Genomic DNA, 23,128 nt, shown 5'->3' with positions numbered 1-23,128 from the left:
GAGCTGGCTTAAGCCCGAAATCACTCCGACAAGACACATGGCTCGGTCGGCGCTTCATATTGGGGCGCGAACCGACCGATGCGGAAGTCTCACGACCAACCCCTTCGACGGTGAAAGCGGCACGTTTCTCGTATTGCTGAACGAGGAGGAGCAGTATTCGCTCTGGCCGGCTCATATTGATGTTCCGGCCGGGCGGCGGATCGTTCACCCGGCGGACAGTCGCCGAGCTTGCCTCGACTTCATCGACGGCAACTGGACCGACATGCGGCCGAAGAGCCTACGCACCGCGTTGCAGGGCGATGAAGCCGGGACGCCCGACCGACAACCCGACGAGAGCAAACTCCCGGGAGAGGGAAGCTCGTCCAATCCAGAAGAGCGCGCGAAGGCCAACAGCTGGATGGTTACGTCGGAGGCAGGCCGGGCTGGAAGAAATAGACGATCACGAAGACCGCGAGGGCGCCGCCGGCGCGCAGCAGAAAATTCGAGCCGGTGCTCATCTTCAAGTTGAGTATCCCAGGGATCATTGCGCCGACGCCTCCGGCAGCCAGAGCGAGGATGATGCGGAACGTCTCATATTGAGTAGGCGTCGGGTTGGGAATGAGGATGTTGACCGCCAAGAGAACGGCCACGAAGATCACCCCGAAAATGAAGGCGAGAATGGCGGATGTTTGCTGGTTCATGTTGATCACCAAGTTGTGGATCAGTGAGATATTGACGACCGGCCGCTCCGGCCCATGTCCCGGCGGCAGCTCATCCTGGTTCGCATAATCGAGCGCCTTGCCGACGATATTCTTGCGGTAGGACAGCTGCTCCATTTTCGTCCGCAATGCATCGCGCTCGGCCTTGGAGAAGACGCTCTCGGTAACGAGAGCGATCTGCGCCAGCAAGGTTTCATCCTGCGCGAACTGGCGGGTCTTGGCGGTGAGGCCGAGAATGTTCCTGGTCGCGTTGTTGAGATAGGCTTGCAGCATCTGGCCAGGAGGCGTCTGCGCGGCCGGCGCGATCTCATCCTTGGCAATGGCCTTCAGCACTCGGCTCAAGGCATGGCTCTCGGCGTTCATCCGAAGCAGATAGACGCGAAGATTGCGCAGTTTCGAATCTTCCACGGTTGCCTGATGAAGGCATGCCCAGATATGGATCTGCTGACCGCTCGCCCGGTCCCACCAGTGGTAAAGATCGAGGCCCGGCTCCTTGAGCTCGATGCGGCGCGCGATCTTCGGCAGGTCATTGGATCCGAGCTCCGAGGCCGGCGCGGTGACGAAGATGCTCAGCGGGCCGGCGCAAACATCGTCATCGTTCACCGCCTCGCCATGCTTCGTCGTCGTCCAGACATAGAATTTCGCGAAGGCGTCGCCGGCGTCGAGGAGGGGAGCTTCGACCGGAGGATGGGTCGCGGGTTTGGGGGCATGGACGGGCGCCGGGATGCGCGTCGGCAGCTTCATCAGGGCGTCCAGCAGCTTTTCGAGGGGCGGCGCGGACTGGAGCTTCTCCAATGAAAAGCCGACCTCCAGTTTTCCGACCGCAACGCCGTCGAAATAGAACCGGCGAAAGGCGACGGCGAGCCGGAACGGGGGAAGACCATCCCGTTGCAATTTGCTCACGTCGAGGCGGAGGGCGCGGCGTACGTCGCAATATTTGTCCTCGGCGATCCATCCCGAAAGCCCGCCCGACGGTCTTTGCTGGATGGTCCCGGCGCCGCGTATGAACTCTTCATAGGGCAATGGCGCGGGCCATCCGGGCGTCGGCAGGCGTATGCGTTCGGAGAATGAGCGAAAGTCGACGATCGGAAATTGAGCGTGCACCAGCATGAAGGAGATCGCCTAGCTCATCGTTCCGGGCCCGGCAAAAGAGAGGCGAAAGCGCCCAAGGCGCTTCCGCCCATACCTCTCTTGACGAGGTTCAATATAACCTCAGCGAAAGGTCTCGGCTGCTGCCACTCGTGTAGACCAGAGCTATCGAGCGGTTTTTTGAGCCACACTCAAGATGACGCAAATTTGACGTTATGACAACTGGTTTTCTTGCCGCCAAGGCAATAGCCGGTCCAGTCAGGCTTACTCCCCTTCCGGCATCTCGATGAAGGTGGCGTGATATCGGGCGCTGTCGGCGGCGGATGACCATGCCGTGCCGAGGAAGACGATCATCAGCACCGGTTTCTCGCCGGCCACATCAGGCGGTGCGATGATGTCGCTGATCCAGATGCCGGCCGGGCAATCATCCTTGGCGAGCGGCATCGGGAAAGCGTGTTCCTTCTTCGCCACGGTCTTGGTCTCGGGATATGTGCGCTCGGCAATGATCTCGAACGTGACCGGCACGTCGCGCTTGGGCGGCGCGGCATTGACGCAATCCTCGATCGTGTCCTTCACCGTCGCATCAATGCTGTAGACGAGTTGCTGGTCGGGAATGGCGCTCGGTATGGTGGGCCAGACGACGAATTTGAGCGGCGTCGCCTTATCGCCCAAGGTCGAGCGCTGGGTCATGGGCAGGCCGGCAATCCTGCGGCCCTGGGCGCCGATATGGAGCACCGCGAGCTTCTTTGCCGCCTTTTCGCGCACGCGCTTCCTGATCTTGGCGAGATCGGGATCACCATCCTCAGTCTGAAGCTTCTTGAGATCGATGTCATGGCCGCCGACCCGCAAAGGCTCGCCGTCATCGTCGAGCTCGCTGGCGATGAAGCCGAAGGGAAAGCCCTTGGCCTGTTTGTTGGTCCGGCGATCGACGACGAAGACCGCCGCGTCGAGCGCGCCCGCCGCCAGGTCGAAGCCATATTGCTCATAGGCGAAATAGCGACCATCGGGCGAGAAGCCGATGATCTCGATATCGGGCGCGTCCGACTGCTCGCGGGCAGAAGCCGTCTGAGCGATGCCTGCCAATAGGATGCAGAGGAGGACGGCGAGAAATCGGCGCATGGAAGCTCCAGTCAAGGGCAAGCGTTTGCCGCCGTCACGGCGTCGTCCGCGTGAAGGCATCATAAGCGGCGACGATGGGATCGGGCGGGTGGAAATTGGCATAGTAGCGGACGTCGCGCTCGAAAGGCTCGAGTTCGGGCGCGCCGGCGCCAAAGGCCAGGAAGGCGATCTTGGCGGCGAGGAGAAACAGCCTGGGGATGTGGGGCGAGAATTCGGTCGCCTTGGCCATACCGAGATGGACGGCGGCGGAATGGATGCGCTGCGCCAGTTCCTGGCCCTTCGGACGAAGCGCGCTGCGCGCGGCCGCATCGCCGGTGCTGAATTCCTTCAGAAAGCGCTCGCCTTCAGCCTCGATGTCGCCCGTCATCAGATCATGCCCGTGGTTTTCGTGCGGCGGCTTTCTTCTTTGCAATGAATCCCTCTATATCGAAGGATACAGGTTCGTCGCTCATTTCACCTTCACGCAATGCTGCGCGCAGCTGCTTCATCCGAAGGTCCTGCTTTTGGAGCAATTCCAGACCAGCGCGCACGGCCTCGCTCGCCGAGCTAAAGCGCCCTTTGCGCACCTGCCTCCTTATGAAAGCCATCTGCGCCTTGCCGAGCACAACCGAAGTGCTTTTCATTGCTGCGTATCCTCAGCGACGGAATCTATTGGTGGCACGGCTCGGTCGTCGAGGCAATGCATGTATCGCTATGACCGGCGATCTTGGACGCGGTGAGGCCATTCGGGGCTCGAACCCGACCACTTCAAGAAGATTGCAAGGAGGGCTCCCATGGTCCAATCTGCGGCCCATCAATCACGAGGAATCCCATGTCCTTTCTCAAATCGCTCTTCGGTCTTGGCGGCAGTAAGGAAGAGGCGTCGGGCGGTCCCGCCGCCACCGCCAAGGAAGCCGAGCACAAGGGCTTCATCATCCGCGCGACGCCCTACAAGGATGGCGGCCAGTATCAGACGGCCGGCACGATCGTGAAGGAGATCGAAGGCGAGATGAAGGAATACAAGTTCGTCCGCGCCGACCGGTTCTCGACGATCGAGGAGGCGGCCGACCTCTCTCTGTCGAAAGGCCGCCAGATCATCGACGAGCAGGGCGAAAGGATGTTCGGCAAGGGCTAAGGTCGCCCGCCTTAGAAGGGCCGTGCCTAGTCGGATCCCGCGTTACAGGAGGCTCGCATGACCGCCCAGCATTATTCGCGCCTGGCCGCCGCCATCTTCGCCATCATCGCGCTGCTGCAGCTCCTGCGCGCCATCAGCGGCTTCGAGATCGCGGTCGGCGGCGAGATCATGCCCGTCTGGCCGAGCTGGATCGCGGCGCTCATCGCCGGGTTCCTAGCCTATCTGGGGTTCACGGCCGGGGGGCGGCAGCCGGTGTGAATCTGGCGATTGGCCCCTCACCCTCCCATTGCTGCGCAATGGGCCCCTCCCTCTCCGCTCAAGCGGGGCGAGGGTTTTAGGCGGCTTCCAAGGCCTGGCTCAAAGCGAGGCCGAGCTTTACCAGATTCATGTTGGTGAAATCCTTGGGCAGCTCGGCGACGACGGCTTTGCGCAACTCAGCGCTCATCGCCTTGCGCAAGGCGCCGAGGGCCGCGGGCGCGGCGGCGACGACGAGGGTCGAGAATTTCTGCCGCCGCAGATCCTCGGCGAGATCGGCGGCGACTTCCGCCATCAGGCGATCCTCTTCCTGCTGATGGAAGTCGGTCGGCTCCATCGATGAACGGCCGGGCCCGACGCGCGCATGGGTGCGGCCGGGCTTGTCGGTGCCGAGATCACGCGTCGGCGGCACGTTCTGGTCATATTTGCGCAAGACGGTGAGCAGCAGATTGCCCGCATCGCCGTCATTGCGGAGCACGAGCGCCCGCCCGCCATCGGTCACGACAACCCAATCCTTGTGGTTTACACGGTCCGTAGCCATTCACATCCTCCCGTCGATAGCCGAGAATAACGCGTGAAGCTCAGGATGGTTTCCGGCATGCGCCAGCTCCAGGACGAGATCAGCGTCGCAACGCGAGGGCAGGGCCTCTACGAGGTCACCCGCGACGTACAGTATTTCATTGAGAAAAGCGGCATCGTCATCGGCCAGCTCACGCTCTTCGTGCAGCACACATCGGCCTCGCTGCTCATCCAGGAGAATGCGGATCCGGACGTACGCCGCGACCTCGTCGAATTCTTCCGCCGCGTCGTGCCGGAAAATGCCGCCTGGATCAGCCATAGGAGTGAAGGCCCTGACGACATGCCGGCCCATATAAGAACGGCTTTGACGCAAGTGTCGCTCACCATTCCTGTTGCAAACGGCCAACTCGCGCTCGGGACCTGGCAAGGCATCTATCTGTTCGAGCATCGCGACCGGCCGCACCGGCGCCAGATCCTGCTGCATCTCCTCGGGGAATAACAGGATCAGGCGGCGATCCGCTTCGCGGCGGCATGGCGCGCGATGAGGCGGAGATCGGCAACGAATTTGCGGTATTCGAGCCGGCGCGCCGCCTGGTCGGGCACGCGCAAGAGATAAGACGGATGGACGGTGACAAAGCCCGCATGGCCCATGAGCTCGAGCGGCTCGCCGCGCAGTTTGCCGATGGTCAGCGCCTTTCCGCTCAAGGCGCGCGCCGCGGTGGCGCCCAGAGCGACGATGACCTTGGGTCGGATGAGCGCGATCTCGGCCGTGAGCCACCAGCGGCAGGCTTCGATCTCGCTGCGATCGGGCCGCTTGTGCAAGCGCTTCTTGCCGCGCGGCTCGAATTTGAAATGCTTGACCGCATTGGTGACATAGGTGTCCTTGCGCTCGATGCCGGCTTCGGCCAGAGCGCGGTCGAAGATCTTGCCTGCCGGACCGACGAAAGGCTTGCCTTGGCGATCTTCCTGGTCGCCCGGCTGCTCGCCGACAAAGACGATGGCCGCATGGGCGGCGCCTTCGCCGAAGACGGTCTGGGTGGCGTTCTTGTACAGGGGGCAGCGCCGGCAATCGGCCGCCTCGCGGCGCAATTCGGCAAGGCTCGACGCGTCGGAATGGTCTTCGGGTTCCTTCGCCATGCAAGATAACGCCGCTCCGGCCCAAAAGTGCCGGAACGGCGTTTTCTCTCACATGCTGCAGGTCAGGCGGCGACGGCGGCGCCGAGGCCGGATGTCCTCGATGCCAAGGCCAGGGCATTGACCCGGTCCGTCGCCTTCTTCAACGCGGCGTCAGTGGCCTCCGGGCCCATGCCGACACCTTCCACGCGGATGACCTCCACATCGGTGAGGCCGATGAAAGCGAGCATGTGGCGCAAATAGGGGATGGCATGGTCAAGCTGAATGGCGGGCCCTTCCGAATAGACGCCGCCCGACGCCAGCACGACATAGACCTTCTTGCCGGTCACCAGGCCCTTGGGCCCGTCCTTGCCGTAGGAGAAGGTGCGTCCGGCGCGGGCGACATGATCGATCCAGGATTTGAGCGTCGAGGAAATGTTGAAATTGATCAGACCGGTGGCGAGGATGATCGTGTCGGCGGCGAAGAGCTGATCGACCGCCTCATCCGAGACGCCGACCAGCTCGGCCTGGCGGTCGCTGCGCTTCTCGGGCGGCGTGTAGATGCCGGCCGAATAATCGGAATCGATATGGGGCAAGGGGTTCGCGGCGAGGTCCCTGACCGTCAGGGTGGCCTCGGGATCGGCGGCCTCGAGCCTGTGAGCGAGCTCGGTCGCGATCCGGGTCGAGTGAGAGGCCGAGCCGCGCGGGCTCGAAGTGATGAGGAGGATGGACATGATGGGTTTCCGCGTTGGGTTGACTGACGCCTACGAATATGTGCCTGTCCATCCATCTGAAAAACTGTTATAATATCGATCTGTTCCATCTATAAAATGGATATGTTATGCAGGCCAACCCGACCCTCGACCAGCTCCAGGTGCTGCTCGCCGTAGCCGAGACCGGCAGCTTCTCGGCCGCCGGGCGCAAGCTGAACCGGGCGCAATCGGTCATCAGCTACACCATCGCCAATCTCGAGGCGCAACTCGGGGTGAAGCTGTTCGAGCGCGAAGGGACCCGCGAGCCGCAGCTCACCGAGATGGGCAAGGCGGTGCTCGAGGATGCGCGGCGCATGAGCGGGGTGCTGCAGCGCATCCGCTCGCGCGTCGAGCACCACGCCCGAGGGCTCGAAAGCGAGGTCGCCCTCTCGATCGACGTGACGCTGCCGGCGCCGGTGCTCATCGCCGTGCTCAAGGCCTTCGAAGCGAAGTTTCCGACGGTCACGCTGCGTCTCAGCGTCGGCACGCTCGGGCTCATCGTCGATCAGGTGGTGAAGGGCGAGGCCGATATCGGCGTCGGCGGTATCACCGATGCCGATGTGCGGCTGATCGAGATCGGCGATGTGACGCTGGTGCCGGTCGCCGCACCCGATCATCCGCTCGCCCGTCTCAAGCGAACGGTGGCGCAAGAGGAATTGCGCGACCATGTCCAGCTCGTCGTCATCGACCAGTCGCGGCGCACGGCGGGCAAGGATTTCGGCGTCTTCGCCTATCGCACCTGGCGGCTGACCGACATGCATACCAAGCATCTCATGCTACGCTCCGGCGTCGGCTGGGGCAGCCTGCCGCCCTGGATGATCGCCGATGACCTGGCGCAGGGACGGCTGGTCGAGCTCGAGCTCGAATCCTTCAGCAAAGCGCGAGGACCCCTCTATGCCATGCATCGCAACGACCGCAATCCGGGGCCCGCAGCCTCATGGCTGATCGGCGAATTCAAGCAGCATCTCGGCTGCTTCAACGAATATGCGCCGGACGAGGTGTTGGCAAAGGAACATTCGCCTTTGGCTGCGCGATAGGCTAAGGGACCGGAAAAGTTGCAGGAGCACAGTCATGCATTACAGCGGTGGATGCCATTGCGGCCGGATCGCCTTCGAATTCGACACCGAGGCGCCGGTCGCGGAAGTGATCGAATGCAATTGCTCGCTGTGCGCGAAGCGCGCGCATCTCCTGGCTTTCGTGCCGCGCGACCAGTTCGTCCTGAAGACGCCGGAGAAGGATTTCGCGACCTATACCTTCAACACGCATCGCATCCGCCATCATTTCTGCCCGACCTGCGGCATCGGCCCCTTCGGCGAAGCCAAGGCGCCGAACGGCATCGCCATGGCTTCGATCAATATGCGCTGCGTCGAAGGTTTCGAGCCCGGTCAAGCGAAGATCAAGCCATTCGACGGCCGCAGCAGGTAAAGCCAGCCATATGAATGTACCGGTTCTGGAGACCGAGCGCCTCAGGATGAGGGCGCATACGGTCGATGACTTTCCGGCGCTCATGGCCATGTGGTCGGAAGAGGCGGTGACGCATTATATCGGCGGCAAGCCGATGCGGCCCGATGAATGCTGGACCAGGCTCTTGCGCTATCGCGGCCTGTGGCCGCTTCTGGGCTATGGCTATTGGGCGGTCGAGGAAAAGGCGTCGGGCCGCTTCGCCGGCGATGTCGGCTTCGCCGATTTCCACCGCATGATCGAGCCCTCGATCCGCGGCGTGCCGGAAGTGGGCTGGGTCCTCGGTCCCGATTTCCATGGGAAAGGCTATGCCTCGGAAGCGGTCGCGGCGGCGCTCGAATGGCTCGATAAGCAAAAGCAAGGCCGCAGCGTCTGCATCATCGATCCCGCCAATCAGCCCTCGCTCCGCCTCGCCGCCAAGAACGGCTTTCGCGAATATGCCCGTGCCACCTTCATGGGCGATGCGGTGCTGCTGCTCGAGCGGCTGAACGGCTAAGAAGTCGCAAGCCCGCGCTCTTTCGCGCAGGCGCGCTTTTTGCTTAGTTCCCTTCATGTCCAAGCTCTTTACCCATCTCTTCACCCCGTACCAGGTCAAGCGTACCGAGTTCCGCAACCGGATATTCTCGACCGGCCACGACACCTATCTGCCCCAGAACTACCTGCCGTCGGAAGCGCTCACCGCCTATCACGTGGCGCGCGCCAAGGGCGGGGCCGGGCTCATCATCGTGCAAGTGGTGGGGGTGCATGAATCGGCGCGCTACACGACCGATCTGCTGATGGGCACCGAGGATGCCTGCATCAAGCCCTTCGCCAAGATGATCGAGGCCATCCACAGGGAAGGCACGAAAGTCTTCGTGCAGCTCTTCCATCCCGGGCGCGAGCTTCTGGGCCGGCCCGAAGGTGTGGCGCAGGCGGCCTACGCGCCCTCCTTCTCGCCCTCCGAGCGCTTCCGCACCGCGCCCCGGCCGATGTCGCTGGCGATGGTCGAGGAGATCATCACGGGCTATGGCGAGGTGGGCCGGCGCATGGCGGAAGCGGGCGCCGACGGCGTCGAGATCGTCGGCAGCCATGGCTATCTGCCGGCGCAGTTCCTCAATCCGCGCGTCAACCGCCGCGACGACCGCTTCGGCGGCGGACTCGAGAACCGCATCCGCTTCATCGGCGAGGCGGCCCAAGCCGTGCGCAAGAAAGTGCCGGCCGATTTCATCGTGGGCCTCAGGCTCTCGGGCGATGAGCTCGACGCCGATGGCTTGCAAGAGGACGAGACGCTCGCCGCCTGCCGCCTGCTCAAGGACGATCTCGACTATTTCAATGTCATCGCCGGGACGTCGGCCTCGCAAGGCGGCGCCATCCATATCGTGCCGCCGATGCTGATCGAGAATGCCTATGTGGCGCCCTATGCGCGGAAGCTCAAGCAGGCGATCGGCAAGCCCGTCTTCGTGGCCGGGCGCATCAACCAGCCGCATGAGGCGGAAAAGGTGATCGCCGAAGGCGCGGCCGACATGTGCGGCATGACGCGGGCGATGATCTGCGATCCGCAAATGGCCAACAAGGCGAAAGCCGGCGCCACCGACGACATCCGCGCCTGCATCGCCTGCAACCAGGCCTGCATCGGCCATTTCCAGCTCGGGCTCTCGATCTCCTGCATCCAGCATCCCGAGACCGGGCGCGAGCTCGATTATGGCGTGAAGCCCAAAGCGGCGCGGGCGAAGCGCGTGATGGTGGTGGGCGGCGGGCCCGCCGGCCTCAAGGCGGCGGCGGTCGCGGCCGAGCGCGGCCACCAGGTGACGCTCTATGAGAAGGACACGCAGCTCGGCGGCCAGGCGCGGCTCGCCCAGCTTCTCCCCGCCCGCGCCGAATTCGGCGGCATCATCACCAATCTCACGCGCGAAGCGGAACGATCGGGCGTCCGTATCGTCAAGGGCAAGACGGTCACGCCCGACTTCGTCGCGAGCGAGGCGCCGGATGCGGTGATCCTCGCATCGGGGTCGCTGCCGCAGCGCCCGCCGGCCGAGATCGGCGATGATGCGCATGTGATCCATGCCGTCGATGTCCTGAAGGGCGAGAAGACGGGCAGCCGCGTCGTGATCTATGACTGGCTCGCCGACTGGATCGGCCTCGGGGTCGCCGAGAAGCTCGCCAGCGAGGGCGTCGACGTGCGGCTCGCCGTGAACGGGCTCAGCGCCGGCATGGCGATCCAGAACTACACCCGCGATGCGCATCTGGCGCGGCTGCATCGTCTCGGCGTCAAGATCATCCCGCTGATGCGGCTCTATGGGGCGGATGCGACGACCGCCTATTTCCTCCATACCGCGGCGCAGGAGCCGGTGGTGCTGGAAGAGGTCGACACGATCGTGCTCGCCTGTCCCAATGCGCCGGAAGATTCGCTCACCCGCACGGCTGAGGCCTTCGAGCATTATCTCATCGGCGATTGCCTCGCGGCGCGCACCGCCGAGGAGGCGGTCTATGAAGGCCTCAAGGCGGGAATGGCCGTGTAAACTTCAATCGCCCGCCGGGACCTTCGGCGCATAGGTGCCGAAGCACCAGACTTGGCCTTCCGGGTCCTTGCAGATGAAGTCGCGGCTGCCATAGGGCTGATCGGTCAGCTCCATGACGATTTCCGCACCTGCCGCCTTGGCCTTGGCGAATAGCGCATCGGCATCAGGCACGGCGATATAGACGGCCTGGGTCGTGCCGCCGATATCCTGTGGCGACTTGACCAGCTTGCCGAAGGCGGTGTCAGGCTTGGCGGTGCCCAGCATCAGCAGATTGTCGCCGAAAGCGAGCTCGGCATGTATGACTTTTCCGTCCTCGCCTGAGTAAGCGACATGCTTGCGGAAGCCGAAGGCGTTCTCCAGCCAGTCGATCATCTTCGCGGCATCACGATAAGTCATGGTGGGATAGAGAATGGGGCTTTGGGTGGTCGGCATGTCGGCCATGATCGAAACTCCTTTGTCTGTTGAAGCGATCATCGCATCCCGAAGTTCCTCCCGTCTTGAAGAAATGTGACCTCAAGCGACGCCTTCGAGAACGCCCGTCTCGGCGCGGTCCTTGCGCAAGAGCTCGCTCGGCGACAGGCCCGACAATTCCCGGAATTCGCGCGTGAGATGGGCCTGATCGGCATAGCCCGCTTCATAGGCGATATCGGCCCAGCCCTGGCGCGGCACGGTTCCCGCCATGTGACGGGCATGCTCGAAGCGCAGGATGCGTGCCATGGTCTTGGGAGTCGTGCCGATCTCGGTGCGGAACAGTTTGGCGAGATGGCGGCGGCTGACGCCCGCATCCTCGGCGAGGCCGGCAATGGAAGCAGCACCCTTGCTCCGCTTCAGCCCGTGCCAGACCTGGCGCACCGTGTCGTTGGGCGCCCGCGCCGCAGCGAAACGCGCAGCGATGAAGCGGTCGAGCAAGGCGAAACGCCGCGGCCAATCAGGGGTGTCGTGCAACTCTGCAATGAAGCGGCCGGCGCCTGGGCCCAGGAGGTCGGCGAGCGCCAGCGTGCGTCCGGCGATCTCCGACTGGGCCACGCCAAGGAACTGCAAAGCGCCGAGGGGCGAGAAGTTCACTTGCAGGCAGTGCGCGCTGCCGGCCGAGCCGACGATGACCGGCGCTGAATAGATGCCGGCGGCGAAGCTCTCATAGCGCGTCTCGGCGGCGCGTCCGTCGCGCAAGGTGAAAGGCGCATCGAAATTGATGATCAGAGGAATGAAGCTCGACGGCAATTCGCGCCGCCAGACCGGCTTGCCGCCCGTTTCGCGGTAGCCCGAATAGTCGATCACATGCGGGACAAGTGACGGATGCGGCAAAGCACGCCAGATCTCCCAGCTTCCCGCTTCGCCCTCATAGGCGAGGCGGGTGATCCGGCGGTCCTGGATGTTCTCAATCATCGGCCGCATCCTAGCATGGCCGGCGATTGACGCCATCCATGCCTCATGCGAGCGTCCGGTCATGCGCAATCTCTTCCATTTCGAATCGAAAGGACAGCCGCTCGCCGCTCCGAACAGCTTCGCCCTGCGGCTCATGCGCAACGCCTTGTGGTGCGCCGGCATCGTCTTCATCTGGCTCGTCGTCGGCATGGCCGGATATGGCGGCTTCGAAGGCATGAGCACCGTCGACGCCTTCGTCAATGCGGCAATGATCCTCTCCGGCATGGGACCGGTGCAGCCGCTCAACACGGTGGGCGGCAAGATCTTCGCCGGCGTCTATGCGATCATTTCCGGCATCGTCATCTTCGGCATTGCCGGCATCGCGCTGGCGCCGCTCTATCATCGCATGCTGCACAGGTTCCATCTCCAGGACGATGAGGCCGCGGCGAAAGTCAGGAAGAAATAGATGAACAGACTCTTATCTGCCGCTCTCTGGCTGGCAATCACCGCGACGGCGGCCTTCGCCAATGGCGCCATCGCCGAGCGCAAGACCGGCGGCCTCGTTTTCAAGCAATCCGACACCGTGTCGATCCTGCGCGAGGATCTCAGCGTGTCGCTCCACAAGATCACGGTCGATTATCTCTACAAGTCGGCAGCAGCGGCGGCGCAGACCGTCACCATCGCCTTTCCGATGCCGGGCATTCCGGTCAACGACGATCCGGGCTCGCTGCGGGAGACCCTGCCGGAGGGCTCGCCGCCCGAAAACTACATGGGCTTCAAGGTTTGGGTCGACGGCAAGGAAGTCAAGGCCGAGCCCTTCGCCCGCGCATTGGTGAATGACCGCGACGTGACGGAGAAGATCACCCAGGCCGGACTGCCGCTCCATATGCTGGTCGATGACGCCAATGCGCTGCTCAAGAAAGTACCGAAGCCAGAGCTCGACGAACTGGTGGCGCTCGGCGCCGTCGGCCAAGGCGAGAGCTATGGCGAGCCCGCCTATTGGCCGCAATGGGACTGTCAGGTCGCCTTCGAATGGCAGCAGGATTTCCGCCCCGGCGAGACCAAGGTTTCGATCTCCTATGTGCCGCTCGCCGGCTATCCGGCCGATATCGGCGACAGCTATGAGAAGGGCGAATGGGCGGAAGCGGCCTGTGTCGATGCCGCGGTGCGAGCGGCGCTCGCCAAGCGCAAGGCCAAGGGAACGGCCTATTACGAGGTCGCGACCGTCGGTTATGTGCTGACCACGGCCAAATATTGGAAGGGGCCCATTCGCCGCTTCAATCTGAGCGTCGAGAAGCCTGATGCGGCGGCGCTCGCCGCCTTCTGCCCGCCCGAGGCGAAGAAGGTGTCGCCGACCCGCTTCGAATGGCAGGCCAAGGATTTCACGCCGAAGGCCGACCTCAGCGTCGTCTTCTATACGTTCCAGGAACCAGAATAGAGCGCCGCGTTCCTCGGCGCTCTATTTTTGTTTGCGCATCGGATTATCCGAAAACCGCATCGCACTTTTCGGTCCGATGCTCTAGCTAATCGAAGGCTTCCTGGATGACGCCGGCGAGATCATTCAGCATCGGGCCGCAGGCGCCTTCGAAGGACGAGCCGTGCATGACGGCGAGACGCTCGGGCGCGAGGTCGGCCAAAGACCTGAGCACCCCCGCCGTCTGGCTGGTATAGGGCATGTAGCCGGCAAGCGGACCTTGCGCCAGGAGCGCCATCGCCGCGCGGGTCGGGCCGATGAGATCGGCGGTGGTCAAAGCGGCACCATTGCCGAAATGATGGAAGAGATCGGAGCAGAACAAGGTCCTGGTGCTTTCCTCGAACAGCACGCCCGCGTCCCAGCCATGCGGGATATGGGGCGAGCGGTAGAAGCGATAGCGGTATCTGCCCGTCTCCAGCACATCGTCCGGCATCATGCCGCGCGCCGGCCTGAGCGCGAAATCATCGACATTCACGATCTTGCCGACCATGGTGCAGGCGGGCACGGCCTGGGGCGCAAGCGTGAGCCAGTCATTGAGCGCGCCGCATTCATCCGATTCGAAATGGCTCCAGGCGACATGGCGCAGTTTCGCCGGATCGATGAGGCGGCCGATGGCTGCGCGCAGGTCCTCGAACATGCCCTTGAGCCCGGCATGGAACAGCAGCGGCTCGTCGTCGCGCACCAGGAAGTGATTGAACTGCATGTCGAGCTCGGGGATATAGAGCGAGATCCGGAAAAGATCGGGCGCGATTTCATCGACAGTAGCCATGGCACCATCCTGCATATGATTCCCTTGGGGAACATCGCATGGAACGGGCCCTATTCCTATGCCGGCTTGTGGGCGAAAGCGCGCTTGCGGCCCGGCAAGGTCATGGCGGCGACGCCGATGACGACACAGACGAGCCCGATCCAGGCGGTGTCGCTCAAGCGCTCCGACAGGAACCAGGCGCCAATGGCGACGCCGACCGGCACGCGCAAGTAGGCCTGCGCGGTGGTCCCGACCGAGCCCAGCGTGTGGAGGAGGCGGAAGAAAATGCAGAAGGCGAGGGCGGTCGAGAAGACGGCCAGGCCAGCCAGCGCCATGAGCGATGAGGAGGAGGGGGCGAGCGTCCAGGGCTGGTCGATGACGAGGCTCAAGGGGACGAGTGCTGCCGCTCCCGCCAGCATCGAGCCTGCCGCCGGCATCATCGGATCCATATGCTTGAAGTTGCGCCCGAAGATCGAGGCACAGCCATAGCTTATGGTGGCGATGATGATGGCGAGCTGGGCCATAAGCTCGCGCCCGACGCCGTTCAGCGCCTCGACGCCGATGATGAGGCAGATGCCCGCCATGCCGGCGATCACGCCGAAGGCCTTGCGCCAGGTGGCGGGCTCATGCCGGGTGATGGCGATGGTGATGAGGAAGGTGAAGATCGGCGTGGTCGAATTGAGGATGGCGGCGAGGCCGGCATCGAGCGTGAGCTCGGCCCAGGCGATGAGGGTGAAAGGCAGGACGCTGTTGATCGCGGCCTGGATGGCGAAGAGGCGCCAGCTCGCCCGATCGCGCGGCAAACTGAGGCCGCGCAGCCTCAGCACCAGCAGCAGCAGGAGGCCCGCGATGAGGGTGCGCAAGGCGATGAAGGTGACGGGCGGAATGGTTTCGACGCCGATCTTGATGAAGGTGTAGGACGCGCCCCAGAGCGTTGCCAGGAGAGCCAGAAGCAGGAGCTCGAAACCGAGTGAACGAGATGAGGAAGAGGGGGCCATGGCAGTCATCCTTAATGCCTGTGATGGGCGCCATCTGTGACATGAAGGCTTGACAGAGTCGCATCCCAACGCTTCGGCCGCGGCCGAAGCATTTGCTGCTGACCGGCAAGAGTGCCAGGCCTATAGTCAGGGCCATGACGAATTTCGTTTCCGGCAACAGCCTGGCCGAGGTCGCGGCGCTGATCGGCGATCCGGCCCGGGCCAATATCCTCCAGGCGCTCGCCGACGGCCGCGCTTTGACGGCGGGTGAGCTCGCCTGGCATGCCGGTGTCAGCGCCCAGACGACCAGCGGCCATCTGGCCAAGCTCGCCGATGCGCAATTGATCGCGCTCGAGAAGCAGGGCCGGCACCGCTATTTCCGCCTGGCGTCACCGCAAGTCGCCGAGGCCATGGAGGCCCTGATGCTGGTCGCCGCCAATGGGCCGAAGCGCCACCGCCCGACGGGGCCCCGCGATGAGGCGATGCGCACCGCGCGCACCTGCTACGACCATCTGGCCGGCAGGCTCGCCGTCGCTCTCGCCGACCGGCTGAGCGCGCGGCAGTTCATCATCCTGTCCGACGGTGCCGCCGCCATCACCGAGGATGGCTACCGCTTCTTCAGCGATTTCGGCCTCGATCTCGACGGCGGCAAGAGCACACGCCCGCTTTGCCGCACCTGCCTCGACTGGAGCGAAAGGCGCTCGCATCTCGCGGGAAGGCTCGGCGCCGCGCTTTGCCAAAGGAGCCTCGATCTCGGCTGGATCAAGCGCGGCAAGGACAGCCGCGCCGTCACCTTCACGCCCAAGGGAATCGCGGGCTTCCGCGAGACCTTCGGCATCTCCATGCCGTGACGTCCATCTTCGCAAAATGATTCAAGCGAAGACTCTAACGTCTTGAAACGGAATCGGAAATTTTTGCGGTGGGCTGACATCGCGCTGTCGTAAAATCGTCATCCGGCCTCCATGAGCAAAGCCGAGCTTGCGCCCTGACCCCAAGGCTTGCGAACCCAGGAGACGACAGATGACGCGCCACGATCCCGATCATATCCGCTCCAAGACGACATCCCCCAATTTCCGCAGCGTGCTCGCCGAAAGACTGTCGCGCCGCGACCTGTTGCGCAGCGGGGCCGCGGCCGCCGCGGCCTCCGCCATCGTGCCCGGCTTCGCCGGCTCGATCTTCGGCGGCGAGGCCATGGCGGGCGGCACCCAGTCATCGCTCACCTTCACCGAGCTCAAGCGCGTCTATGACAAGACCCATCACGTGGCGCCAGGCTTCACCGCCGAGGTGCTGCTGCGCTGGGGCGACAAGCTGACAGCGGATGCGGCCGAGTTCGATCCCGCCCAGCAGTCGGCCACCTCGCAGGCGCGGCAGTTCGGCTATAACAACGACTTCGTCGGCTATCTGCCCTTGCCCTTCGGCTCCAATTCCTCCGAGCATGGCCTGCTCTGCGTCAATCACGAATATCCCAGCCCGCACATCATGTTCCCGACCCTCATCGTCAAGGACGAGGGCGTGGGCAAGGTCCTGAGCCAGGACCAGGTCGAGGTGCTGAAGGCGGCGATCGGCCATACGGTGGCCGAGATCGAGAAGAAGGACGGCAAATGGCGGCTCGTCGCCAATTCGCCGCTCAACCGGCGCATCACGGCCGAAACCGAAATGGTGATCGCCGGGCCCGCGGCCGGCCATGCGCAGCTCAAGACGTCGGCCGATCCGACCGGCACCAAGGTCAAGGGCACCATGGCGAATTGCGGCGGCGGCTACACGCCCTGGGGCACGATCCTCACTTGCGAGGAATTCGCCTATGAATTCTTCGGCGGCGATGCCGCCAAGACGGCGAACAAGGAGATCGCCGAGCGCGTCGGCTATGAGCCCGGAGACGTCTATGGCTTTGCCCGCTTCAACGACCGCTTCGATGTCGAGAAGGAGCCCAATGAGATGAACCGCTTCCAATGGGTGGTCGAGATCGATCCCTATGAAGCGGATTCGGTGCCGGTGAAGCGCACTGCGCTCGGCCGCATGGGCCATGAAGGGGCGACCGTCGTCGTCAACAAGGACGGCCGCGTCGCCGTCTATATGGGCGATGACGACCACCAGGAATATCTCTATCGCTTCGTCTCCGCGAAGCCCTTCAATGCGAGCGACCGCAAGGCCAATATTGGTTTGCTCGACGAAGGCGAGCTCGCGGTCGCCAAATTCGAGGCCGACGGCACGCTCAATTGGCTGCCGCTGGTCCATGGCCAGGGTCCGCTCACGCCCGAGAACGGCTTTGCCGATCAGGGCGAGGTCTTGATCAAGACGCAACTTGCCGCCGACAAGCTCGGCGCCACCGGCATGGACCGGCCTGAAGATTTCGAGACCAATCCGGTCTCGGGTCGGGTCTATGCGGTCTTGACCAAGTCGAATAAGCGCAAGCCCGAGAATCTCAATGCCGCCAATCCGCGGCCGGAAAACAAATGGGGCCATATCGTCGAATTGATCCCGCCGGGCGAGGGCAAGGAAGCCGACCACACCGCCGCCCAATACAAGTGGGACATCCTCATGCTGTGCGGCGATCCCTCCAAGCCCGAGACCGGCGCCAAATTCCATCCCGACACCACGGCCGACGGCTTCTTCATGACGCCCGACAATATCGCCTTCGACCCCAAGGGCCGGATGTTCGTGGCGACCGACGGCATGAACGACTTCGACCTCGCCGACGGCATCTTCGCGGTCGATACCGACGGGCCGGCGCGGGCCCTGCCCAAGGCGCTGTTCTGCTGCCCGACGGATGCGGAAGCGACGGGCCCCGCCTTCACGCCCGACGGGGCGACGATGTTCGTCTCGGTCCAGCATCCGGCCGAGGGCTCGCCGACGATCGAGGCGCCGACCACGCGGTGGCCCGATTTCGACGACAAGATCCCGCCGCGGCCGTCGGTCGTGGTAATCACTCGCGATGGCGGCGGCCCGATCGGCGGGTAGCTGTCAAATTGATTCAAGCTTTCTCCCTAAGAGGTTGAAATCAGATTCAAAAACGATTTCGTCAAACTGACATCGCCCTGTCGTCAAGGCAGGCAATGATGGCCCAGGTTCAAAGAGAGCCCTCGTTTCGCGGCGGCGTTGCGTAAGCTTGCGGAATGAGGGGCAGGACATAAAAGCGTGATGGCTTGAATCGCCATCACGCTTTATCCGTTTGTTTGCGCATGATCTTTTCGGAAAACCGGTATCCACTTTTCCGGATCATGCTTTGAGAGCGCCGTCCCGCCAGGGGCGGCGCTTTGTCATGCCGCCAGCGCTTGCGGCGCCGGCCCCTTTTTGCTTTAGCTCACCCTATCATAATGTGAGGGTGGTGGCATGGGCGTCAATTTCCCGCAACGGCTTCTCGACGGCTATGCCAGCTTCCGCGCCGGACGCTATGCCGCGGAGGAAGAGCGCTACCGCCGCCTCGGCCAGGGCCAGCAGAAACCCACCATCATGATGATCGCCTGCTGCGACTCGCGCGCCGCCCCCGAGACGATCTTCGATGCGGGGCCGGGCGAGATCTTCGTCGTGCGCAATGTCGCCAATCTGGTGCCGCCTTATGCGCCGGACGGAAGGCACCATTCGACCAGTGCGGCGCTCGAATTCGCCGTGCTGCAGCTCGGCGTCCAGCATATCGTCATCATGGGCCACGGGCGCTGCGGCGGCATCAGGGCGATCATGGAGCCGGGCGATCCCTTGAGCACTGGCGACTTCATCGGCAAGTGGCTCGCCGGGGTGCGCGATGTGGCCGCCGTCGTCGAGCATGACCATGATCACGGCCCGGCGGAACGGCTGACGGCGGTCGAGCAGGCCTCGGTCGAGCATTCACTCGCCAATCTGCGCACCTTTCCCTGGATCAGGGTGCGCGAGAGCAAGGACCAGCTCACGCTCCATGGCGCATGGTTCGACATCTCGCAGGGCGAGCTCAATGTCTATGCCGAGACGGAGCGCCGCTGGACGGTGGTGTGAGCGATGATCCTCGAACACGCGCTCTTGCAGGTGAAGCCGGGACAAGAGAGTGCCTTCGAGCAGGCGATGCGCGAGGCACTGCCGCTCATCTCCGCGACGCCGGGCTTCCTCCGGCTCGAGGTCAGGCCTTGCATCGAAGCGAAAGGCAAATATCTGCTGCTGGTCGCCTGGGATACGCTCGAAGCCCACACGGATGGCTTTCGCGGCTCAGAGCGCTATGGCGAATGGAAGCGCCTTCTGCATCATTTCTATGAGCCCTTCCCGCTGGTCGAGCATTATAGCGCGCCGGTCGCGAGTGCGTGAGGACGGGCCCCTTCGGGCCACAGCAGGTCTTCGGGCGCGAAGGCCTCGGCGATCCGCCGGCGCGCGGCAAAGCCCGCTTCGAGATCATGGGTGTTGACGATGGCGAGCCGGAAGCCGCCTGGCGGTGCGGCATGGTCTTCCGGCGGCTTCGTCTCATGGAAGGTGATCTGGAGGCTCATCACGCCCGGCATGGCGCGCACGGCGCGCTGCAGATCGGCCGGCGGGTGGCGAAAATGCCGGCCATGCCGGCCGAAGAGCACGACGGAATAGCCGTCGCGGCGCTGGCCTTCCTCGGGAAAATCCCAGCGCTTCCCGGCATAGAGCCGGACGAGCGCTTCGACCCAGCCCTTGCCATAGAGATCAGGCCACTGATCGGCGAAACGCAAATGCGCTTCGATGATGCGTCCGCCCAGGGTCTCGACATTGAGCATGCCGGTATAGTCGGCAAGATGCCGGCCTACCCATGAGCCGACATAGTCTTCGAGCGCCGGGCGGCCCTCGCCGTGTATCGTCCAGTAATCGAACATGCCGTTCGACCCGAGAGGCTTGCCGGTCGTGTGCCGCCACCAGCGCACCTCGCCTTCGACGACGGCGCAATCGGTCGACAGGTGGTCGCCCGTCAAGAGCTCGGTCCAGAAATGTCCCGGCGTATAGCTCGCCTCATATTCGGCGAGCGAGCGCAAGGCGCCGCTGCCGACGCCCATGCCCTTCAGATTGAAGATCGGCTTGGAGAAGACCGGGAAGCGCTGGGGGACTATGCCGTGCGGGCCGCAATCGAGCCCCTGGCTCTGGGCGATGCGCAGCTTGTCATAGATCCAGTTGGCGCGCGGATACCAGACCCAAGCGTCGCAATCCTCGGTCGGTATCAGGACATCGGCCGGGCAGGGGACGGCTTCGAAATACTGCAAGCGCCAGGGGTCTGCTTCACAGACGGGCATGGGTGGACTCTAGCATCGTTGCCTCGGGATCGCGAGCTACACCATTCTCGTGACAATACGAGTCAGCAACCGTTTCGGTTACAGCTCCTGTCGATTCCATGTAGACAAAGCGCCCGCTTGCGCTATAGTTAACCTGTTATCTCGGCGCCATTGCCGAAAAATCCAGGCTTTGAAGCCCCCATCTGCAGATCCTCAAAGATCTCGGTGGGGGCTTTTGTTTTTGCATTTGGACTTGCTCCACATGCGTTGCGTCGCTTCGTGCCTAGACCAAGAAACAGACTTGAGGAAACGCACATGACAGACAATCAACAGCGGGCTCGCGCCTCGTCTCTGACCGAGCTCGAGGCGGAAGCCGATCATCTCTTAGGTGAAGAGTACGAGCACACGCCGGTGCCGGCGAAAGCCCGCCGCAGCCTGTTCTCGGTCACCATGGTGTGGATCGGCTTTCCGATGATCATCACCGGCGCCATGACCGGATCGATCCTCGTGCTCGGCATGGGCTTTGCCGACGCGCTCAAGGCGATGATCATCGGCAATCTCATCATGTTCGCCTATGTCGGGCTTCTGGGGCTCTTGGGCACCGACCGCGGCATGAATTTCGCCCTTCTCTCCAGCATCGTATTCGGCCGCAAGGGCTATGTCTTCGCCTCGGGCCTTCTGTCGACGCTGCTGCTCGGTTGGTATGCGGTGCAGACCGGCATCACCGGCGCCCTGATCAGCTCCACCTACGGTCTGAACTATGTGGCGATGACGATCGTCGCGGGCATTCTCTATATCGCCATCACCTTCATCGGCGTGCGCGGCCTGCACTGGATCGGCCTCATCTCGGTGCCGCTCTTCGTCATCCTCGGCATCTGGGTCGCTCTCGATGCCGCAAGCACGACGAGCTGGAGCGCCATCATGGCCTATCCCGGCAACAATGGCATCGCCACCATGTCGATGGGCGTGGGCCTCACCATCGTGCTCACCTTGTTCGTCGATGCAGGCACCGTGACCGCCGACTTCAACCGCTGGGCGGCCGATCGCAAAAGCTCGCTCATCTCGACCTTCAGCGCCTTTCCCTTCGCCAATCTCATCGCCATGCTGGTCGGCGGCGTCATGACGGCGGCGCTGGCGGTGCCCAATGCCAATCCGTTCGGCGTCGACAACATGTTCGGCTATATGAATGGCAAGCAGGCCGCGTGGCTCTCGGTGCTCGCCTTCCTCTTCCTCTATTGCAATCTGGGATCGGTCTGCGCCCACTGTCTCTATAATGCGGCGACCGGCTGGTCGCGCATTCTCTCGAGCAACATGCGACTGATGGCCATCATCCTCGGCGCCATCGGCATCCTGGTCGCCGCCGGCAATATCTGGGCCTTCTTCATCGAGTGGCTGTCGCTGCTCGGCATCCTGGTGCCGCCCATCGGCGCCATCATCCTGGTCGACCAGTATATCGTCCGCAAGAATTCCGAAGCCTCGGCGGATTGGCGGACCACCGCCTTCATCGCCTGGGCCGCGGGATCGGCGGTAGCCCTTCTGGTCGAGTTCAAGGCGCCGGAATGGTCGACCGCGATCTCGGCTTTCCTCGTCGCGGCAATCGTCTATTTTGCCATTTCCAAGGTGATGCGCGAGGCATAAAGATCTCGCGCAAGAAGAGTATCGAAAGAGGGAGGCCAGGACACTGGCCTCTCGCAATTTGAGGGAGAGATGAACCATGCCACAAGACTATTCGATCTATGATGCCGGCACCGTGGTGCTGCAATCGGGCGCGGCGCTGCGCGACTGCAAACTCGCCTACAAGACCTTCGGCAAGCTCAATGCCAAGAAGGACAATGTGATCGTCTATCCGACCTGGTATTCCGGCCAGCATTACGACAATGAATGGCTCGTCGGCGAAGGCATGGGGCTCGATCCCGGAAAATATTTCATCATCATCCCGAACATGCTGGGCAACGGTCTCTCCTCTTCGCCGAGCAACATGCCCGAGCCCTATAATGCGTCGCGCTTCCCCGATGTGACGCCCTATGACAATGTCAAATTGCAGCACCGGCTGGTGCATGACGAGCTCGGCATCAAGCGTGTCAAGCTGGTCATCGGCTGGTCGATGGGGGCGCTGCAGGCCTTCCATTGGGGTGCGCTCTTCCCCGACATGGTCGAGCGCATCCTGCCCTTCTGCGGCTCGGCCAAATGCTCGAGGCACAATTTCGTCTTCCTCGAAGGCGTCAAGGCGGCGCTGACGGCCGATGCCGCCTGGAACAACGGCTGGTACAAGGAAAAGCCGGCCAAGGGCCTGCGCGCGGCGGCGCGCGTCTATGCCGGCTGGGGCTTCTCGCAGAGTTTCTATCGCGAAGAGCTCGATCTCAAGACGCTCGGCTTCGCATCCCTCGAGGATTTCCTTGTCGCCTTCTGGGAGGGTTTCTTTTTGCCCAAGGACGCCAACAACCTGCTCACCATGCTGTGGACCTGGCAGAATGGCGACATCAGCAAGAACGAGCTTTACAAGGGCGATTTCCGCAAGGCGCTCGGCGCCATCAAGGCCAAGGCCTATGTGATGCCCGGCCAGACCGACCTCTATTTCCCGCCGGAGGACAGCGCCATCGAGGTCAAGCACATGCCGAATGCAAAGCTCATTCCCATGCCCTCGATCTGGGGCCATTTCGCCGGCGGCCCCGGGACGAATCCTGAGGATGTGAAGTTCCTCGACAAATATGTGAAGGAGCTGCTCAACACGCCGGTATAGCGCTTCGAGGCTGCCTCAAC

28 protein-coding genes are annotated in these 23,128 nt (G+C 63.2%); 16 read left to right on the top strand and 12 right to left on the bottom strand.

What is annotated here, in order from left to right; genetic code table 11:
- Window positions 1-37 precede the first annotated feature (37 nt).
- Window positions 38-508 (top strand): MbtH family protein, encoded by a 471-nt coding sequence (locus tag DS839_RS10800; protein WP_119270306.1) that lies wholly within the window; start codon window positions 38-40, stop codon window positions 506-508.
- Here the strand turns inward: DS839_RS10800 and DS839_RS10795 are convergent.
- The 4 genes from DS839_RS10795 to DS839_RS10780 all read right to left on the bottom strand — a co-directional run bounded on the left by DS839_RS10795 (window position 402) and on the right by DS839_RS10780 (window position 3,529).
- Entirely contained in the window at window positions 402-1,808 is a 1,407-nt protein-coding gene (locus tag DS839_RS10795; RefSeq protein ID WP_119270305.1) for a hypothetical protein, read from the bottom strand. The two genes, DS839_RS10800 and DS839_RS10795, sit on opposite strands and share 107 nt — an antisense overlap.
- A 243-nt stretch (window positions 1,809-2,051) precedes the next feature.
- Window positions 2,052-2,906: a hypothetical protein gene (locus DS839_RS10790; RefSeq protein ID WP_119270304.1), complete on the bottom strand. Its 855-nt coding sequence runs from the start codon at window positions 2,904-2,906 to the stop codon at window positions 2,052-2,054.
- Between the two features lie 34 nt (window positions 2,907-2,940).
- Window positions 2,941-3,273 (bottom strand): hypothetical protein, encoded by a 333-nt coding sequence (locus DS839_RS10785; RefSeq protein WP_119270303.1) that lies wholly within the window; start codon window positions 3,271-3,273, stop codon window positions 2,941-2,943.
- Between the two features lie 4 nt (window positions 3,274-3,277).
- On the bottom strand, window positions 3,278-3,529 hold the full coding sequence (locus tag DS839_RS10780) for a type II toxin-antitoxin system ParD family antitoxin (RefSeq protein ID WP_119270302.1): 252 nt from the start codon (window positions 3,527-3,529) through the stop codon (window positions 3,278-3,280).
- A gap of 188 nt (window positions 3,530-3,717) precedes the next feature.
- Between DS839_RS10780 and DS839_RS10775 the strand changes: the two genes are divergently transcribed.
- Window positions 3,718-4,020 (top strand): HlyU family transcriptional regulator, encoded by a 303-nt coding sequence (locus DS839_RS10775; protein ID WP_119270301.1) that lies wholly within the window; start codon window positions 3,718-3,720, stop codon window positions 4,018-4,020.
- A 57-nt stretch (window positions 4,021-4,077) separates the two neighbouring features.
- On the top strand, window positions 4,078-4,278 hold the full coding sequence (locus DS839_RS10770; protein WP_119270300.1) for a hypothetical protein: 201 nt from the start codon (window positions 4,078-4,080) through the stop codon (window positions 4,276-4,278).
- Window positions 4,279-4,354: 76 nt separating this feature from the next.
- Here DS839_RS10770 and DS839_RS10765 read toward each other — a convergent pair whose 3' ends face one another.
- Window positions 4,355-4,816 carry a baeRF12 domain-containing protein gene (locus DS839_RS10765; RefSeq protein ID WP_119270299.1) on the bottom strand — a complete coding sequence of 154 codons (462 nt, stop codon included), beginning with the start codon at window positions 4,814-4,816 and terminating at the stop codon, window positions 4,355-4,357.
- Window positions 4,817-4,873: 57 nt separating this feature from the next.
- Between DS839_RS10765 and DS839_RS10760 the strand changes: the two genes are divergently transcribed.
- Window positions 4,874-5,293 (top strand): secondary thiamine-phosphate synthase enzyme YjbQ, encoded by a 420-nt coding sequence (locus DS839_RS10760; protein ID WP_368911474.1) that lies wholly within the window; start codon window positions 4,874-4,876, stop codon window positions 5,291-5,293.
- A 5-nt stretch (window positions 5,294-5,298) separates the two neighbouring features.
- Here DS839_RS10760 and DS839_RS10755 read toward each other — a convergent pair whose 3' ends face one another.
- Window positions 5,299-5,931 (bottom strand): UdgX family uracil-DNA binding protein, encoded by a 633-nt coding sequence (locus DS839_RS10755; RefSeq protein WP_119270297.1) that lies wholly within the window; start codon window positions 5,929-5,931, stop codon window positions 5,299-5,301.
- 62 nt (window positions 5,932-5,993) lie between these two features.
- Window positions 5,994-6,641: an FMN-dependent NADH-azoreductase gene (locus DS839_RS10750; RefSeq protein WP_119270296.1), complete on the bottom strand. Its 648-nt coding sequence runs from the start codon at window positions 6,639-6,641 to the stop codon at window positions 5,994-5,996.
- A 107-nt stretch (window positions 6,642-6,748) separates the two neighbouring features.
- Between DS839_RS10750 and DS839_RS10745 the strand changes: the two genes are divergently transcribed.
- The 4 genes from DS839_RS10745 to DS839_RS10730 are packed head-to-tail and all read left to right on the top strand — an operon-like array spanning window position 6,749 to window position 10,618.
- On the top strand, window positions 6,749-7,696 hold the full coding sequence (locus tag DS839_RS10745) for a LysR family transcriptional regulator (protein WP_119270295.1): 948 nt from the start codon (window positions 6,749-6,751) through the stop codon (window positions 7,694-7,696).
- 34 nt (window positions 7,697-7,730) lie between these two features.
- Window positions 7,731-8,084, top strand: a complete 354-nt coding sequence (locus DS839_RS10740) for a GFA family protein (RefSeq protein ID WP_119270294.1) — start codon at window positions 7,731-7,733, stop codon at window positions 8,082-8,084.
- A gap of 10 nt (window positions 8,085-8,094) precedes the next feature.
- Complete coding sequence (locus tag DS839_RS10735; protein WP_119270293.1) at window positions 8,095-8,616, top strand: GNAT family N-acetyltransferase; 522 nt, start codon at window positions 8,095-8,097, stop codon at window positions 8,614-8,616.
- Between the two features lie 55 nt (window positions 8,617-8,671).
- Window positions 8,672-10,618, top strand: a complete 1,947-nt coding sequence (locus DS839_RS10730) for an oxidoreductase (RefSeq protein WP_119270292.1) — start codon at window positions 8,672-8,674, stop codon at window positions 10,616-10,618.
- A gap of 3 nt (window positions 10,619-10,621) precedes the next feature.
- Here DS839_RS10730 and DS839_RS10725 read toward each other — a convergent pair whose 3' ends face one another.
- Together DS839_RS10725 and DS839_RS10720 are read right to left on the bottom strand one after the other, a co-directional pair.
- Entirely contained in the window at window positions 10,622-11,059 is a 438-nt protein-coding gene (locus DS839_RS10725; RefSeq protein WP_368911471.1) for a VOC family protein, read from the bottom strand.
- Between the two features lie 72 nt (window positions 11,060-11,131).
- Entirely contained in the window at window positions 11,132-12,004 is an 873-nt protein-coding gene (locus tag DS839_RS10720; protein WP_162918434.1) for an AraC family transcriptional regulator, read from the bottom strand.
- Between DS839_RS10720 and DS839_RS10715 the strand changes: the two genes are divergently transcribed.
- Together DS839_RS10715 and DS839_RS10710 are read left to right on the top strand one after the other, a co-directional pair.
- Window positions 11,991-12,449: a hypothetical protein gene (locus DS839_RS10715; protein ID WP_368911469.1), complete on the top strand. Its 459-nt coding sequence runs from the start codon at window positions 11,991-11,993 to the stop codon at window positions 12,447-12,449. The genes DS839_RS10720 and DS839_RS10715 overlap by 14 nt on opposite strands.
- Complete coding sequence (locus tag DS839_RS10710) at window positions 12,450-13,421, top strand: DUF4424 family protein (RefSeq protein ID WP_119270290.1); 972 nt, start codon at window positions 12,450-12,452, stop codon at window positions 13,419-13,421.
- An 85-nt stretch (window positions 13,422-13,506) separates the two neighbouring features.
- Here the strand turns inward: DS839_RS10710 and DS839_RS10705 are convergent, their stop codons facing one another.
- A complete protein-coding gene (locus tag DS839_RS10705; protein WP_119270373.1) occupies window positions 13,507-14,226 on the bottom strand; it encodes an oxygen-binding di-iron domain-containing protein in 720 nt (239 codons plus the stop codon).
- A 56-nt stretch (window positions 14,227-14,282) separates the two neighbouring features.
- Window positions 14,283-15,203 carry a DMT family transporter gene (locus DS839_RS10700; RefSeq protein WP_119270289.1) on the bottom strand — a complete coding sequence of 307 codons (921 nt, stop codon included), beginning with the start codon at window positions 15,201-15,203 and terminating at the stop codon, window positions 14,283-14,285.
- 134 nt (window positions 15,204-15,337) lie between these two features.
- Between DS839_RS10700 and DS839_RS10695 the strand changes: the two genes are divergently transcribed.
- From DS839_RS10695 to DS839_RS10680, 4 genes are all read left to right on the top strand, one after another.
- On the top strand, window positions 15,338-16,033 hold the full coding sequence (locus DS839_RS10695) for an ArsR/SmtB family transcription factor (RefSeq protein WP_119270288.1): 696 nt from the start codon (window positions 15,338-15,340) through the stop codon (window positions 16,031-16,033).
- 169 nt (window positions 16,034-16,202) lie between these two features.
- Window positions 16,203-18,140 carry a PhoX family protein gene (locus tag DS839_RS10690; RefSeq protein WP_119270287.1) on the top strand — a complete coding sequence of 646 codons (1,938 nt, stop codon included), beginning with the start codon at window positions 16,203-16,205 and terminating at the stop codon, window positions 18,138-18,140.
- Window positions 18,141-18,512: 372 nt separating this feature from the next.
- Window positions 18,513-19,148: a carbonic anhydrase gene (locus DS839_RS10685; protein ID WP_119270286.1), complete on the top strand. Its 636-nt coding sequence runs from the start codon at window positions 18,513-18,515 to the stop codon at window positions 19,146-19,148.
- A 3-nt stretch (window positions 19,149-19,151) separates the two neighbouring features.
- Complete coding sequence (locus DS839_RS10680; protein ID WP_119270285.1) at window positions 19,152-19,451, top strand: antibiotic biosynthesis monooxygenase family protein; 300 nt, start codon at window positions 19,152-19,154, stop codon at window positions 19,449-19,451.
- Here DS839_RS10680 and DS839_RS10675 read toward each other — a convergent pair.
- Window positions 19,424-20,389 carry a hypothetical protein gene (locus tag DS839_RS10675; protein WP_368911468.1) on the bottom strand — a complete coding sequence of 322 codons (966 nt, stop codon included), beginning with the start codon at window positions 20,387-20,389 and terminating at the stop codon, window positions 19,424-19,426. The two genes, DS839_RS10680 and DS839_RS10675, sit on opposite strands and share 28 nt — an antisense overlap.
- Before the next feature lie 294 nt (window positions 20,390-20,683).
- Here DS839_RS10675 and DS839_RS10670 point away from each other — a divergent pair, with 294 nt between their 5' ends.
- Both DS839_RS10670 and DS839_RS10665 read left to right on the top strand, forming a co-directional pair.
- Complete coding sequence (locus DS839_RS10670; protein ID WP_119270284.1) at window positions 20,684-22,006, top strand: purine-cytosine permease family protein; 1,323 nt, start codon at window positions 20,684-20,686, stop codon at window positions 22,004-22,006.
- 76 nt (window positions 22,007-22,082) lie between these two features.
- The gene (locus DS839_RS10665; protein WP_119270283.1) at window positions 22,083-23,108 is read left to right on the top strand and encodes an alpha/beta fold hydrolase; all 1,026 of its coding nucleotides are present in this window, start codon (window positions 22,083-22,085) and stop codon (window positions 23,106-23,108) included.
- Window positions 23,109-23,128 lie beyond the last annotated feature (20 nt).

This window comes from Taklimakanibacter deserti, assembly GCA_003574785.1.
Note: the sequence above shows the minus strand (reverse complement) of the source record. Positions and strands in the feature narration are given on the sequence as shown.

Bases quoted from the DNA above. Each gene is read 5' to 3' on its own strand.
- DS839_RS10800 (WP_119270306.1), top strand. From the start codon at position 38: ATGGCTCGGTCGGCGCTTCATATTGGGGCGCGAACCGACCGATGCGGA.
- DS839_RS10795 (WP_119270305.1), bottom strand. From the start codon at position 1,808: ATGCTGGTGCACGCTCAATTTCCGATCGTCGACTTTCGCTCATTCTCC.
- DS839_RS10790 (WP_119270304.1), bottom strand. From the start codon at position 2,906: ATGCGCCGATTTCTCGCCGTCCTCCTCTGCATCCTATTGGCAGGCATC.
- DS839_RS10785 (WP_119270303.1), bottom strand. From the start codon at position 3,273: ATGACGGGCGACATCGAGGCTGAAGGCGAGCGCTTTCTGAAGGAATTC.
- DS839_RS10780 (WP_119270302.1), bottom strand. From the start codon at position 3,529: ATGAAAAGCACTTCGGTTGTGCTCGGCAAGGCGCAGATGGCTTTCATA.
- DS839_RS10775 (WP_119270301.1), top strand. From the start codon at position 3,718: ATGTCCTTTCTCAAATCGCTCTTCGGTCTTGGCGGCAGTAAGGAAGAG.
- DS839_RS10770 (WP_119270300.1), top strand. From the start codon at position 4,078: ATGACCGCCCAGCATTATTCGCGCCTGGCCGCCGCCATCTTCGCCATC.
- DS839_RS10765 (WP_119270299.1), bottom strand. From the start codon at position 4,816: ATGGCTACGGACCGTGTAAACCACAAGGATTGGGTTGTCGTGACCGAT.
- DS839_RS10760 (WP_368911474.1), top strand. From the start codon at position 4,874: ATGCGCCAGCTCCAGGACGAGATCAGCGTCGCAACGCGAGGGCAGGGC.
- DS839_RS10755 (WP_119270297.1), bottom strand. From the start codon at position 5,931: ATGGCGAAGGAACCCGAAGACCATTCCGACGCGTCGAGCCTTGCCGAA.
- DS839_RS10750 (WP_119270296.1), bottom strand. From the start codon at position 6,641: ATGTCCATCCTCCTCATCACTTCGAGCCCGCGCGGCTCGGCCTCTCAC.
- DS839_RS10745 (WP_119270295.1), top strand. From the start codon at position 6,749: ATGCAGGCCAACCCGACCCTCGACCAGCTCCAGGTGCTGCTCGCCGTA.
- DS839_RS10740 (WP_119270294.1), top strand. From the start codon at position 7,731: ATGCATTACAGCGGTGGATGCCATTGCGGCCGGATCGCCTTCGAATTC.
- DS839_RS10735 (WP_119270293.1), top strand. From the start codon at position 8,095: ATGAATGTACCGGTTCTGGAGACCGAGCGCCTCAGGATGAGGGCGCAT.
- DS839_RS10730 (WP_119270292.1), top strand. From the start codon at position 8,672: ATGTCCAAGCTCTTTACCCATCTCTTCACCCCGTACCAGGTCAAGCGT.
- DS839_RS10725 (WP_368911471.1), bottom strand. From the start codon at position 11,059: ATGGCCGACATGCCGACCACCCAAAGCCCCATTCTCTATCCCACCATG.
- DS839_RS10715 (WP_368911469.1), top strand. From the start codon at position 11,991: ATGTTCTCAATCATCGGCCGCATCCTAGCATGGCCGGCGATTGACGCC.
- DS839_RS10720 (WP_162918434.1), bottom strand. From the start codon at position 12,004: ATGATTGAGAACATCCAGGACCGCCGGATCACCCGCCTCGCCTATGAG.
- DS839_RS10710 (WP_119270290.1), top strand. From the start codon at position 12,450: ATGAACAGACTCTTATCTGCCGCTCTCTGGCTGGCAATCACCGCGACG.
- DS839_RS10705 (WP_119270373.1), bottom strand. From the start codon at position 14,226: ATGGCTACTGTCGATGAAATCGCGCCCGATCTTTTCCGGATCTCGCTC.
- DS839_RS10700 (WP_119270289.1), bottom strand. From the start codon at position 15,203: ATGGCCCCCTCTTCCTCATCTCGTTCACTCGGTTTCGAGCTCCTGCTT.
- DS839_RS10695 (WP_119270288.1), top strand. From the start codon at position 15,338: ATGACGAATTTCGTTTCCGGCAACAGCCTGGCCGAGGTCGCGGCGCTG.
- DS839_RS10690 (WP_119270287.1), top strand. From the start codon at position 16,203: ATGACGCGCCACGATCCCGATCATATCCGCTCCAAGACGACATCCCCC.
- DS839_RS10685 (WP_119270286.1), top strand. From the start codon at position 18,513: ATGGGCGTCAATTTCCCGCAACGGCTTCTCGACGGCTATGCCAGCTTC.
- DS839_RS10680 (WP_119270285.1), top strand. From the start codon at position 19,152: ATGATCCTCGAACACGCGCTCTTGCAGGTGAAGCCGGGACAAGAGAGT.
- DS839_RS10675 (WP_368911468.1), bottom strand. From the start codon at position 20,389: ATGCCCGTCTGTGAAGCAGACCCCTGGCGCTTGCAGTATTTCGAAGCC.
- DS839_RS10670 (WP_119270284.1), top strand. From the start codon at position 20,684: ATGACAGACAATCAACAGCGGGCTCGCGCCTCGTCTCTGACCGAGCTC.
- DS839_RS10665 (WP_119270283.1), top strand. From the start codon at position 22,083: ATGCCACAAGACTATTCGATCTATGATGCCGGCACCGTGGTGCTGCAA.